Source organism: Simiaoa sunii (assembly GCF_014337175.1).
GTDB classification, from domain to species: Bacteria; Bacillota; Clostridia; order Lachnospirales; family Lachnospiraceae; genus Acetatifactor; species Acetatifactor intestinalis.
In genome coordinates, this window is the sequence record NZ_CP060633.1 from 3,512,126 (window position 1) to 3,525,641 (window position 13,516).

Genomic DNA, 13,516 nt, shown 5'->3' on the forward strand with positions numbered 1-13,516 from the left:
CTGTTTTTCTTAAACTTATATGGCCTCATCTTTCTGTATTGGAAGCTCTATAACAAATCTGCATCCACCATATTCACGGTTTTCTGCTTTGATTGTTCCTCCGGCACTATCTACAATCCGTTTTACAAGTGCAAGACCTAGGCCATTTCCTTCTGCTTTATGAGATCCATCTACCTGATAGAACTTGTCAAATATTCTGGATTTTACATCATCCTCTATTCCTGGTCCTTCATCTTCCAGAATGAACTTAACAGAATCCTGTTCTTGTTTCAGAAACATCGTAATTGTCCCCTTTGAAGGACTGAACTTAATCGCATTATCCAAAAGATTTATCCAGATATGCATAAAAAGTCCTTCATTCCCAGTATATTTAACTTCCTCCAATTCTACCTGAAAACCAATTTCTTTTTCTGTCCATTTTGTTTCCAATGAAAGAAATGCCTGGCGGATCTGTTCATCCAGACGATATTCTGTTTTTTTCATTGGTATATTCTGATTCTCTAACTTGGATAACAGCAAAATATTACCAACCAATCCGGAAAGTCTTTGGGTATTAAACAGGATTTTTTCTACATATTCCTCTTGCTCCTGAGACAGTTCCTCTCCCTGAAGAAGCATTGTATACCCTTCAATGGCATTAATCGGGGTCTTAAACTCATGAGAAACATTAGATACAAAATCCATCTGCAGCACCTCTGTTGCACGAAGTTCTTTTGTCATAACGTTAAAACTCTGATAAGATTCTCCAACTTCTGCTATACGGCTGTTCGTTTCCAAATGCTGTTCAAAATCTCCCCGAGAAACTTCCTTCATTGCTTTACTAAGTCTGGTAATTGGTTCCAGTAACTTTGCATTAATAAAGGAAGTGATCAGCCCTGCAATCAATGTATTGAAAATCAAAAGCCAGCCAAGCACAGGTATGCTGCCCGGCAGATGAAAAAAATGATTCAAAAAAGCAAATAATAAAGCAGATATGACTGTTGAAAATACAAGTGCCAGCCAGATTGCACCAGTCAGACAGGATCGGATCCGCAATCCTTTTTCTTTCTTTTGTTCCATTATTTTTTCACCACCTTGTATCCAATTCCACGCATTGTTACGATTTCAAAATCAGGGTTATCTTTAAAACGCTCTCTGATTCTTCCTATATGTACCTCTATCGTATGTGGGTCTGCCTCCGTCTCGTATCCCCATACTTCATCCATCAACTGTTGTTTTGTAAATGTTCTGCCTGGCGAAGCTGCAAGCTTATATAAAAGCAGGAATTCTTTTTTGGGCAAAACAAGACTTTCCTTATCAGTTATAACCGTCATTGCATCATAATCAAACTCTGTTGAACCGATCACAATTTTGTGTTCATTCAGTATCTGTGCACGGCGAAGCAGTGCTCCGACTCTTAAAACCATTTCATTCACATTTACCGGTTTTACCATATAATCGTCACTTCCCGAAAGAAATCCCTGGCGCATATCATCAAAGGAACCTTTCGCAGTGATCATAAGTACCGGTATCTGATATCCTGCTGAACGGAGTTCCGACACCAGTTCATAACCATCCATAACCGGCATCATAATATCGGAAATGATCAGATCAATATACTCTTTATCCAATATTTCTAATGCCAGTGCTCCATCCGATGCACTTTTGACCTGATATCCATTCTTCTCAAGCACTTTTTGGAATAGCTGGCTTAATTCTTTATCATCTTCTACAATTAATATTTGAAACACGATCTTCTTCCTCCTTTATCAGAACAGATATCTTGCCCATCCAAGCAGATGCTGTACCAAAAGTATGTTTCTCTGACGCTTCTTTGTCAATTCAATTGGCTCTACATGATACGGATCACGATAGGTTCCATCTTCCAATACCTGTCGGGACACTCTTTCATATTCCATCATGCCTTCTTCCAACTGTTTATTAATCTCTTTGCTACGTATTACAAGCATCAGTTCCGTATCCAGATACGTGCTTCTCATATCCATGTTAAAGGAACCGATTACGGATAGATCATCATCAATCAGGATGCTTTTTCCGTGGTAAGAATAGCCGCCTTCATACTCCCAGATATCAATTCCTGTATTTAAAATTCTGTTTCTGTTTCTCGCATAATCAGCAGAACCAAACGGATTTCCATTGTTGGCAACCGAATTGGTCATGATAGAAAAATCCGGAACTCTCTCCGCAATCTCTTTCCATGTATTATACATCATATCATTACAGATAATATATGGTGTATGAATTTTCACGCGCTCTTTTGCATTTTTCATTAGTTCTCCCAGTTGATACCAGACTACTGGTTCCTTGGGACCTGTGTGGATAGGATTTGACACTAATGCAATCTTTTCTGTCTCAAAAGTTTCGTCCGTGTAATCGGTATCGCAGATTCTTTCCTTATTCTCTTCAAAATATTTCTGATAGCCGTTCTGCAGCTCTAAAACTGCGTTCTTTACAGATTTTCTATTTGCCAGTTTTTTATTGTCATGAAAATAACCACTGTCTTCTTGTTCCCATATCGTTTCAAAATACTCTAACAACTGGTTAACTGAATTTTCTTTCTCAGGTTCATCGCAAACCACTAACACGTCTCTGTCATAGTTCTTATGTCCCGGAAAATCACCCAGGAAATAATTGTATGTATTTCTTCCCCCAAGAATATATCTCTTTCCATCTGCAATCAAATATTTATCATGCATTCTACCCATCATCTTCCATGGTTTCAACGGATTGGCCTTATTATATAGTTTAATTTCAACATTCTCATGGGAAGATAATCCATAGAAATACGGATTTCCTTCCATATCAATCCAGCTCTCCATTCCATCTACTAACAGACGAATATGTACACCTCTGTCTGCCGCATCATGCAGTGCTCCTAAAATCAATTTTCCACTTTCATCGGATTGAAATGCAAAAGTAGAAAGAATAATTTCCTTTTTTGCATTCTTGATCAAACGCACTCTTTGTAAAAGCGCTTCTGGATTCTTTTCTATGATTACTGCCCGTTCTGTATTTTCACTGCATTCGTTCCATGACCCATTTTTTGTTTCTTTTTTGGTTGTATTGGACACTTCCGGCTGCTTTTTATATGCAACGCAGATTCCGAGCAATTCATAAAAAGCCACACATAAAAAAATTGCCAGTATAACAAGAAGGATTTTACATATTTTATACTTTTTCATTGTACATCACCTGATTCCTTTTTATTTCATACTTATACAATACAAAGTCAATCTCAATTTAACCTCAACAAGGTTTGTTTTTTCATCCATGCAAAATCTTCTTTGTACAACAGACTGTTAGATATAGCAAAAACGGCCTTTCAAAAACAGTTAACTTCTAAATCAACTGTTTTTTGAAAGGTCGTTTCATCAGATTCTTATAGCAATCCAGCAAATAATCTCATAAATAATTGTCCCAGTCGCAAATATGCACTTCGTCCGGTTTGATATTGGTCTGTCACATCACGACATTCTCCCATCGTTCTTATCAGATCATTTTTTATTTCCACAACTGCCTGACAATCTGCCATAAAACAGCCGTTTTCAAAATGGTGATATAAACTTCTATAATCCAGATTAATTGTTCCACAAGTTGCCATACAGTCATCTGCCACACTCATTTTTGCATGACAGAAACCAGGAGTCCACTCATAAACACGAACACCATGTTTAACTAATCCATGATAAAAAGAACGAGTTATATTATAAATGAATTTTTTATCAGGGATACCAGGTGTGATAATTCTTACGTCTACCCCTCGCTTAGCAGCCAGACATAACGCATGCGTCATTTCATCTGTTATGATTAGATATGGAGTCATAAACCAACAATATTTTTCAGCTTTATTTATCATACTGATATAAACTTCTTCTCCTACTTGCTCATTATCCATAGGGCTGTCTGCATAAGGTTGAACAAACCCAGTTTGCTGTGCCGCATAATCATAGTGAAAAAGGTATTTACTAAAATCAGAATCATTAGCATCCTTATCACTTACTGCATTCCACATTTCCAAAAATGTCACCGTAAGCGACTGAACAGCATCTCCTTCTAAACGAATACCTGTATCTTTCCACTGTCCATACGGGTGTGTGTAATTAAAATATTCGTTTGCTAGATTATATCCACCTGTAAATCCGACTTTTCCATCAATAACTGTTATTTTTCTATGATCACGATTGTTCAAAAACAGATTTAAACCTGGCATAAACGGATTGAATACACGGCAATGAATTCCTATTGCCTCCATTTTTTTCACAAAATCTGTGTTAATAAAGCCTATAGAACCCATATCATCGTAGAATACTCTAACTTCCACACCTGCTTTTACTCGCTCTTCCAGAACATCTTGAATCTTATGCCATGCTTCAGCGTCTTCTATCGCATGATATTCCATAAAGATAAACTTCTGTGCTTTCTCCAAATCCTTAAGCTGTGCCTCTAATCCTTTCACTGCTTCATCAAAATACACAATATCCGTATTCTGATAGATTGGATACTGCGAATTTCTTTGTATGTAACTTGCTATATTTCCTGCTTTCGGAATTGTTTCTTTTATTCTGCTCAAACACTCCTGACTGTCCGGAAGCATTGGTAACAATTTGCTATCAATTTCTGCATATCGCTCACGCATTTTATATGTGCCACCATTCAAACCAATCAACAAATACAGGCCTACACCCATAATTGGGAAAATTAGAATTAAAATGACCCAAGGCATTTTCATAGAGGATGTCTTATTTGATGCGTACAATCCCAAAACCAAGATCCCACTCAAAATCCTTGTAAATAAATTTATGATTTCTGCATATTCATTCAAGCGTGTTACGATAGTAATAATAAAAATCACTTCCAGAAGAATGCAGATTATGGAAAAACACAGCCGTTTTACCCCATTTTTTGTTTTTGCTTTGCCCTCTAAAGTATCTTGTTTCATATATATTCCACCTTCCTACTTGCTCAGTTTTCTCCCTAAATTTCGTAGAACATACCAATTTTGTCTTTTATTCTCTGCATTTCATTATCTGCTTCAATGATAGCTCTTGCAGAATGAAGTAATTCTTCACTTATCTCATCATAGCCAGGCATTTCTTCAATTCCTTTTTTATAGCGAAGTTGATGTTCCAATGTTGCCCAGAAATCCATACCATTGGTTCGAATCTGTAATTCTACACGCATAGGTGTTTTACCCTTAGCAAAAAATACTGGTATTTCAACAATCATATGATAGCTTCGATAACCATTCGATTTTGGATTTTTTATATAATCTTTTATTTCAATAACTTTAATATCATCCTGTTGGGTAATTAAATCTGATATCATATAAATATCGTCAATAAACGCACAAACTATTCGAACGCCTGCTACATCATTGAGATATGTCTGTATATTTTCTGTTGTAAATTCATATCCCATCTTCTGCAGTTTATCGTAAATACTATTGGGCTTCTTAATTCTTGTTTTTATAAAAGAAATAGGATTTCGATTGTTCTCAACTGAAAATTCATCATCCAAAACTTCAAGTTTAGTTTGTATCTCCCGAATAGCACAACGATACATCATCATTAAATTATAAAATTTTGTAGCATTATTTAAAAACTGTAGTGATTCCGGACTGTCCATCCTGAGTTTTTTTACTTCATCTTTTATCATGGAACTTTCCTTTCTACCTCATCCCTGATTTCAAAACATTATTTATTTTGATAGTTGATTCGTTCTCCTTGAATTACTGGATAACAAATCATTTTATCACTATCCAGATTTTCTACATGCATATCTACTGCACTAATCTGATGGTTTTCATAAGTATTGTAATAATAAATACCTTTTGTAACATTACAACACGACGTATACAATGTGATTTCATATTTTCCATCCGCTACTTCGCAACATCCTCGTTGCTGATCCACAGATCCGAGAATGTGGAAGAATTGGCTAACGCTTTCTTCCTCTGATTCACCTGAAATTGCATTTACCTTTGTAAAAGCTACACGTACAAATCGTGAGGAAGATGAAAGATCTCCCGGAAGACCTAATCCTCCCATACCTCTACTATATGCATCAAGAGCCAAATTTTCGCAGAAAGTATTTCTGGGCTGTTTAGGAGATAAATACATATAATTATTTAGTTGAAACATCTGCTGTGGAAATGGCGGATTATTCGTAAGCACTCCTACTGGATTGTCATAAATATGCAAACCATCTGACATAGATTCTACCGTAATTGACTCATTCTCATCAGAAATGATCCAGTGTAATTGTGCTAATGGTAATTGCTCGCTGAAAGGAGTATTAACAATATTAATTCGTTCAAGAAGCTCGCGAACTTCAACTAAAGAAGAACACTGACTTAAAATCCACGGAATAAATTCAAACTGTGCAATATTTTCCACATCTGGCTTAATCGCGGCATAAACAGCATTTCCGACAAAATTCAGTCCTGCCATTGCCACTCCTTTTTCATTCATAGCATCATAATACAAAGGATAATCCTCTGCAACATGAGCCATTCCAATAATTGCATAATGATTTTTCATATCGCCAACATGGCGAAAATTAAACGCATAATTACGTGGTGTAATTACTATCTGATCACCATAAGAGAATTCATAATCGAGGGTTCGTCCAAAGTAAAAATCTTTTGTTTTATAAATTGCTGCTGTACACATGATCGTTTATCCTCCTAAATAGATTGAAATATGTCAATGATTTTTTTCTTGAACAATAGTATAGCACAATTCTTTTATTTTGTTCCAAATTCATACATGCTCATAACATGTAAACTTTAAACTATTTTCCTAGATTACATCAGTTTTTCAAACCAGGTATCCATAGCTAGGATGAATTGACCTACGTCTGGCAATTCTTGCAGCATTTCGTTTCTCGTATATATATTTTACCACATACTTTTTCCAAAGGCACTGACTTCTCAGCCCTTAATTTTCATCTCTGCTATTATACGTTCTTCCCTCTGTCTCTCTTCGCAATAATCCCAGAAGTCTTTCAATGCTTCCTCATCCGATTTCCACGGCAATGGTATGGGATCCAATTCATCTAATCGCTTCACAAGTTTGCGTACCTCTTCGGTATCGAACTCCTCATCACTTGCCTCCATTACATAAAAATCCAGTTTTTCATTTATCATTCTGATTTCTTCGTCTTTGGTCATGTTAAAACCTCACTACATTATATACATGGCACTTCTCGACAAATTCTTACAAATAACTACAAATTTTTTCAACGAAGTTGATTGCATTAGTAACTTCTACTGCCACGCTTCAGAAAAAGAATTGCACGACTAACTTCTGCTTTGCCCTGTTTCTCGCCATTTTCAGGTTGTTTTTCATCCCTTTCTGACCTATAATAATTAAAAATGAATGGATTTTAGGGTACACTAAAGGAAGCCTCCAAAAGTCTTTTGCACGAGTAACTTCTGGTTGCCATCAACTGTTTATTCTTTTCTGTATCCTCCTGCCTGTTTTATTTATTTCAATAGTTCAGGCTTCAGACAGATTTCATCGGGTGGGATGATCTCCAGTCCAAGCTTTTCCATTGCATTTTTGTCAAATGACTTCAGGGCCTTCTTCATGGGTGTCGAACCATGAAGTTTAGGCCTTGTTGTATTATTGATGTGATTTACCATACGTAACACCTGCTCCTGGTTCAATCCATCAAACGAACTTCCCTTTGGCAGTACATATCTTATGTACTCATGATTCTTTTCCAGTTCTCCCTTTTGCTCAGAATGTCTCGATTCACAATAAAACACTCTGGTACGCTTCTTTCCGTCATGTCCTTTTTCAAACAACTCCGGATCTGCAAACTCACATCCATTATCTGTCAGTATTACAGGAAACAGTTCCCGAAACATTTCACTTCCCAACGTCTCTTCCAACCAGTCAAAAGTAGCTACGGTATTCTTCATTTCTTTGGTTTTAATCAGAAATGCCAGCATCAGATTGTTTTCCGGCCATAACAGCGTATGAAGTAATTTCCCGCCTTTATTTCCTTCCACTGTGTCCATCTGTACCACTCGTATGCCTTCGTTTTTCGCAATAAAATCAAGATAGTCTGAATAATGATGTCCTTCTTTTTTACGATAGCTGATTTTTGGAGTTGGAACGCTTCTCACTCTTTTTCGATATCTTACCGTTCTCCGCATATCCAGATTTCTTGCGGTCAGATAGCCGGCACTGATATACTTATAAAGCGTTCGTTCCCCACAGGGAATCTCTTCTGCATGATGCGCCAGGATATGTGCCAGGGGCTGTCCTTTCCTGATCAGCGGGCTCACAAGACTGTCCAATGCTGCCAGTTCATCTCTGGTCATGTCTATTCCCTGTCTGGATTTCCTAAGCGTTTCACAGTACTCCTTATGGGCATAATCAGCGTTATACAGGTACTTATCAAACAGACAGCTGAAGGACTTGGGGCAGTTATTGCACACATAAGGCGCCTTGTGTTCTATTGGGCATGGTGCATCCACAAAGTCAGGGCACAGCTTATTACAGCTGATACACTCCCGGCATGGAATTCTGCACTTATGTCCCTTCTTCTTTTTACACACATCCCAACGCCTGCAGCTATTTCGGTATTTACACCGGTTTGGACTTGCATGAAGTATGCCATCCCTGCTTCGCAACTTATGATAACGATGCCTGCGTATTTCCTTGGAAACCGTATCAGGTGAACAGCCTATAATGTATGCAATCTCTTTAAAGGTACGATGTTCTTTCAGTCCCTTCTGAATTTCATGCCTGTCATCCCAAGTTAAATGTGTCCCCTTTTTCCTTTCTTCTTTCGGCATAGGACCTCCTTCTGCAGGAGGATACCTATTCAGTATACCATTGCATGACTAACTTATGGTTTCTATACCCAAATCAGATTTTTAAAATTCATTCAACGATTTTTTCAACGAATATTTTTTATCATTTTTGACGCAAATAAGCGGCATACGTCTCTTCATCAAGACATACACCGCTTGTCATGTTTATACTGTTACGCCCTTTGCCAGTACGCTCCCACATTCCCACTTTTATTCAATTACTATGTGAGATACTTATTCTTCCTCAGAACCACTCTTTTTTCTTACATAGAATACGGCTCCAAAAACAATCAGTATAATACAGATACCTATAATAATGATTATCGTATTATTCCATGCATATTTTGAAGTGCTTTCATCTGCCTTAGGCGCAGGAATGGTTTCATCAGCTTTGTTGTCTGCCTGAGCGTTTCCACTCATAATCTTGGCATCAACAACAATCGTGTAATCTGATGCGTGGGTAAATTCAAGTTCCACATTTCCATCCGCATTAATCTGTCCGGCGCTGATAAATTCCAATTCTCCGGTCTGTTCATTGTAGTAGAACAGGTTCGCATACAGTCCTGCATTCTTTGATTCCATGTTGACGGTCAATGTGGCTGTAAATCCAAACTCTCCGTCATAAGCAAGAGTCAGGTTCAAGGAAGAACGTTCCCCTGTCACGTTGTTGATCACATCCACAGGAATGGATTTTCCTGCGTCGGCTCCGACTGTCACATCAAAATCAATATCTCCGGCTGCATCAGTAATATCCTGTCCATTGATTTTCCAGGAAAGACCATTTCCCATGTCAAGAACAAGTGTTGTATCTTTGCCCTTGATACTGTCAATTACATCTTTCGGTACTACAGTTGTTCCGTTCATTGCAACCGTTACCGTATCGCCTGACTTAGCTTCTTCAAGCTGTGGCTTGATCACATCCCAGCCTTCCTTGCCGCTGTCATCCTTGATGTATGGCTTAATTGAAGTACCATTGTCCTTACCATTATCCGTATCAGGCTGTGGCTTCTGATTCTGATTACCATTGTCTGTGCCAGACTGCGGTTTCTGGTTTTGGTTGCTATTATCCTTGTTGCTGTTATCAGACTTAATCATAGCGATCGGCTGTGTGTAACTGTGTCCGCACTTGGAGCAGGTGTAGGTCATGATGCCTTCCTCAGTTGTCGTTGCAGCCTTGGTTACTTTTGATACATAGCTGTGTCCTGTTGCCGGAATATTCTCCGTGTAGCTGTCTCCACAGGAACAGGTGTAGGTCCTTACCCCTGCCTCTGTACAGGTTGCTTCCTTCGTAATGCTTCCCGTATAGTTGTGAGTGTGCTGTTCCTCCGGCAGCTTCGCAATGCTCTCTGTGTAGCTGCTGTTGCATCTGGAGCAGGTGTAGGTTCTGACGCCTTCCTCGGTTGTCGTCGGCTGCTTTGTTACGGTTGCTTTATAATCATGTCCCAATGCCGCCAGCTCTTTTCCGGTACTCAGAAGTTTATCACAGTCCGTACAATAGGTATCTCCTGCGTATCCGGTCTGCGTGCAGGTCGTTTCCCGCTGATTCCGTATTTCAGTGTGTATGTGATCACATTCGCTTCTTGTATCTGTAATACTAATCGTCAGCGTGTATTCAGCATTCTCATAGTTCTCCATCGAAGCTGTTACCGTGATAATTGCTGTCTTTCCAACCTTGGACGAATCTACCTGATTTACTTTATAGGTCAGATTTCCGGCTGTATCGACTGTTACCTCACTTAAAAGCTGCTCTGGATCTTTCTTTGCAACCGTATATATTGTAGTTCCCCTATCCGGCGGGAGCTTTCCTGCAATATCCACACCGATTGCCTTATCGTCTGAACCGGAAGCATACGCATAGGTCTTATTTTCCGTGATGTTGGAAACGGTGAGTGGGCGTTTGGTAATATTTACCGTGGCGGAGCCGGAAGCATCCGTATAGCCGGGCTGGGAAACCTTATAATATACGGTCTTTTCGTAACCTGTCTCGAATTATATTATACGAGTCTGTTTCGAAATGTAAATCATCCCAAAGGATGAGACACTCTGCATAGCAAACTGCTATGCAGATCATTTTTGTTTGATTTTGATAGCATAGATGCAAATAAGCAGCCACACACCGAAGTGCGTGACTGCTATGTAAAAAGTTCGGAAAGGATTTTTGCAATCTGACACAGTTTCCTGGCCCTGAATCTCCATCAACATAAAAATATCTCCATCATTTCAAAAGAGAATGACGGAGATATTTCGCCTTGTTTATTCTTGTAGCAGCCAATCGGCTATATCATGGATTTCGATTCCTTCATAGCTATATTTGGGATGCTTGGTTCTGGCAATAATCATTTTCGGATAAGCATCTCGGATCTGAAGCAGAGGAGAGCATTCTCTCTCAAATGTTTCCTGCCCGGAAATGTTGTCGCTGACCTGAATATAAATCTTCTCGCTGCCTCTCTGAGCAACAAAGTCGATCTCCTTTTGATAGAGCTTGCCGACATAGACATCGTATCCACGGCGAAGAAGCTCGATGCAAACGATGTTTTCATATACTCTGCCGTAATCCATATTTCTGCTTCCCAGTATTGCATATCGAATACCACTGTCACACAAATAGAACTTTTCAGAGCTTTCAAGGTATTTCTTGCCCCGGATGTCGTATCTCTTAATATCATAAAATACAAAAGCATTGCACAAATACTTAATGTACTTGCCGACGGTTACATGATTGGTTGGAGTCTCATTTGCTGTCAGCAACTGACTGACCCTATTAGGAGACGTCAGGTTGCTGATATTATCCATAAGAAACTCGCTCAGACGTTGTAAAACCAAAGTGTCCGGGAGCGCATATTTTTGCACCAAATCCCTTGTAACAATCGTTTCGTAGACCTCTTTGATATAGTTTGTTCTGTCTTTTTCGGTTCTGTAAGCGTAAGAACCTGCTAAACCGCCCTTGACAGCGTAATCATCAAAGAGCTTATCTTTATCACTAACATCATCATAATATTGGCAATATTCCCGGAAGCTGAAAGGAAACACATGAATTTCAATATAGCGTCCGGTAAACAGAGTTGCCAGATCCGCACTCAACAGGAAAGCATTGGAGCCGGTTACACAGATGTCGTATTTTCCTTTAGAGTACAGGCTGTTGATTGCCAGCTCAAACTTGGGACACATCTGAACCTCGTCTACAAACAGGTAGTTCGTTTTACCTTCCTGATAATGTTCTTCCACATAAGCGTGTAAGGCATGGTATTCCTTGATTTCTTCATACGCCAAATCCATGAAGTCAATGAAGATAATATTGATATTTTCAAAATGGCTTTTCAGATACTCAATATACGCCTGCATCAGCTTGGACTTACCGGATCGACGAATGCCCGTGATAATCTTGATGTCAGGAGTACCATTCAGTTCAATGATTCTGTCGAGATACTTTGCTCTTGTAATTGTTTTCATATCGTCACCCGCTTTCAAAAGTCGAATATTTTTCATTTTTTGAAACTGCTTCAATGTATTTATTATACTGTCTGCTAATAGTATGTGCAAGACGTCGCTTTCAAAAACACAATATATTTTATTTTTTGAAAGTGGAGACTATGTAAAGGCAATCCGAAGATTGCCCCAGGCATCAAGCCTGTTCTGTTTACACAGGTTCATTATAAACATCTGCATTTCCCTTAAAAGCCGCAATACTTTTTGCTCCCAGAACAGATTCAATAGCGGCACCTCCTGTGCTCTCCTGTCATACGCATAGGTCCCTTTCATCTGAAAAATGTTGGGACAGCAAGGATGGGTGTCCTATTATCGTCGTATTCTGATTTCTTTTTGGGCATTTCAAGACTATCCACAAGGGATACGCTGAACTCCTGTGCGGTTGCGCCCTCCGGCAGCAGCTTTGCCATGACCACCAGCCGCTGATTGCCGCTGTTGGCCTTGTCATACTTCCGGCAGCAGGTGGAGAGGGTCAGAACAGTATCTTCCTCGGAGAAGGTCACGCCATCAAAGTCAAGCCAGTTTTTCCGCGCAATCGTCTCAAAGAAGCTGGTCAGATCATCTCCCGTGGGATCAGGCGCAATATAGTCAAAACCAATATCCGTGACGAACAGTGCGGTGATCTGAAAGATCATGTCCTCACCATCCACAGAGAGATAGATATACGGATGCTCCTTTACAAAGTCTGCGTCCATATAACGGTAGAGCTTGGTGAACCGCACACCGTCTGGGTCGCAGTTGCTGGCGGAGTGGCCGAAAATGGTGGTGTTTTTGTCCAGCTTATCCCTGCCGCCGATTTTGTTTTCACAATGGGCATAATAACAGCCCCACATGGCGTACTCACCGTTTTCATCCAGCTTTAGGTAATAGCCGTTGTCCTCTGCCTGCATCACAGGGTCGTCCACCTCCGCACCGGGGATATACAGCCATGCCACAGTGTCGGGATTCTTCGCTCTGGCTTCCGCCAACTCTGTCTGCCTGTCCACCGAGGGGATAACTTCGCCCGCGAGAGTCGCTGATGGCTGAGGCGCAGATGTGCCGGAAGGCGTTCTGCCGGGAATGTCGATAGGCTCTGTCTCTTTCTGATAGCAGCCCATGACTGCCGTGGTCATAGCAACGAGAAGGACAACTATGCAGATGATCGGACGAATGATTCTTGTGATTCTTTTCATAATGCTATCTCCTTGCCGCGCTTGGATAGCG

11 protein-coding genes are annotated in these 13,516 nt (G+C 39.7%); all 11 read right to left on the minus strand.

The window, feature by feature from the left end:
• Window positions 1–15 precede the first annotated feature (15 nt).
• The gene (locus H9Q77_RS16305) at window positions 16–1,059 is read right to left on the minus strand and encodes a sensor histidine kinase (RefSeq protein WP_118693599.1); all 1,044 of its coding nucleotides are present in this window, start codon (window positions 1,057–1,059) and stop codon (window positions 16–18) included.
• Window positions 1,059–1,730 (minus strand): response regulator transcription factor, encoded by a 672-nt coding sequence (locus H9Q77_RS16310; RefSeq protein ID WP_008115849.1) that lies wholly within the window; start codon window positions 1,728–1,730, stop codon window positions 1,059–1,061. Before H9Q77_RS16310 ends, H9Q77_RS16305 begins: the two co-directional genes overlap by 1 nt.
• A gap of 18 nt (window positions 1,731–1,748) precedes the next feature.
• The gene (locus tag H9Q77_RS16315) at window positions 1,749–3,182 is read right to left on the minus strand and encodes a phospholipase D family protein (RefSeq protein WP_118547577.1); all 1,434 of its coding nucleotides are present in this window, start codon (window positions 3,180–3,182) and stop codon (window positions 1,749–1,751) included.
• A gap of 197 nt (window positions 3,183–3,379) precedes the next feature.
• Window positions 3,380–4,939 carry a cardiolipin synthase gene (cls, locus tag H9Q77_RS16320; protein ID WP_249326272.1) on the minus strand — a complete coding sequence of 520 codons (1,560 nt, stop codon included), beginning with the start codon at window positions 4,937–4,939 and terminating at the stop codon, window positions 3,380–3,382.
• A 35-nt stretch (window positions 4,940–4,974) separates the two neighbouring features.
• The gene (locus H9Q77_RS16325; RefSeq protein ID WP_249326273.1) at window positions 4,975–5,655 is read right to left on the minus strand and encodes a GTP pyrophosphokinase; all 681 of its coding nucleotides are present in this window, start codon (window positions 5,653–5,655) and stop codon (window positions 4,975–4,977) included.
• Window positions 5,656–5,693: 38 nt separating this feature from the next.
• Window positions 5,694–6,671, minus strand: a complete 978-nt coding sequence (gene bsh, locus H9Q77_RS16330) for a choloylglycine hydrolase (RefSeq protein ID WP_118547575.1) — start codon at window positions 6,669–6,671, stop codon at window positions 5,694–5,696.
• Window positions 6,672–6,931: 260 nt separating this feature from the next.
• Complete coding sequence (locus H9Q77_RS16335) at window positions 6,932–7,171, minus strand: hypothetical protein (protein ID WP_055194534.1); 240 nt, start codon at window positions 7,169–7,171, stop codon at window positions 6,932–6,934.
• A 315-nt stretch (window positions 7,172–7,486) separates the two neighbouring features.
• Entirely contained in the window at window positions 7,487–8,809 is a 1,323-nt protein-coding gene (locus H9Q77_RS16340; protein ID WP_249325961.1) for a helix-turn-helix domain-containing protein, read from the minus strand.
• 252 nt (window positions 8,810–9,061) lie between these two features.
• Window positions 9,062–10,645 carry a hypothetical protein gene (locus tag H9Q77_RS16345; protein ID WP_118547574.1) on the minus strand — a complete coding sequence of 528 codons (1,584 nt, stop codon included), beginning with the start codon at window positions 10,643–10,645 and terminating at the stop codon, window positions 9,062–9,064.
• A 435-nt stretch (window positions 10,646–11,080) separates the two neighbouring features.
• The gene (locus H9Q77_RS16350; protein ID WP_118547573.1) at window positions 11,081–12,313 is read right to left on the minus strand and encodes an ATP-binding protein; all 1,233 of its coding nucleotides are present in this window, start codon (window positions 12,311–12,313) and stop codon (window positions 11,081–11,083) included.
• Window positions 12,314–12,582: 269 nt separating this feature from the next.
• A complete protein-coding gene (locus tag H9Q77_RS16355; protein ID WP_249326274.1) occupies window positions 12,583–13,485 on the minus strand; it encodes a class B sortase in 903 nt (300 codons plus the stop codon).
• Between the last annotated feature and the right edge of the window lie 31 nt (window positions 13,486–13,516).

Bases quoted from the DNA above. Each gene is read 5' to 3' on its own strand.
- H9Q77_RS16340 (WP_249325961.1), bottom strand. From the start codon at position 8,809: ATGCCGAAAGAAGAAAGGAAAAAGGGGACACATTTAACTTGGGATGAC.
- cls (WP_249326272.1), bottom strand. From the start codon at position 4,939: ATGAAACAAGATACTTTAGAGGGCAAAGCAAAAACAAAAAATGGGGTA.
- H9Q77_RS16305 (WP_118693599.1), bottom strand. From the start codon at position 1,059: ATGGAACAAAAGAAAGAAAAAGGATTGCGGATCCGATCCTGTCTGACT.
- bsh (WP_118547575.1), bottom strand. From the start codon at position 6,671: ATGTGTACAGCAGCAATTTATAAAACAAAAGATTTTTACTTTGGACGA.
- H9Q77_RS16325 (WP_249326273.1), bottom strand. From the start codon at position 5,655: ATGATAAAAGATGAAGTAAAAAAACTCAGGATGGACAGTCCGGAATCA.
- H9Q77_RS16315 (WP_118547577.1), bottom strand. From the start codon at position 3,182: ATGAAAAAGTATAAAATATGTAAAATCCTTCTTGTTATACTGGCAATT.
- H9Q77_RS16335 (WP_055194534.1), bottom strand. From the start codon at position 7,171: ATGACCAAAGACGAAGAAATCAGAATGATAAATGAAAAACTGGATTTT.
- H9Q77_RS16350 (WP_118547573.1), bottom strand. From the start codon at position 12,313: ATGAAAAATATTCGACTTTTGAAAGCGGGTGACGATATGAAAACAATT.
- H9Q77_RS16355 (WP_249326274.1), bottom strand. From the start codon at position 13,485: ATGAAAAGAATCACAAGAATCATTCGTCCGATCATCTGCATAGTTGTC.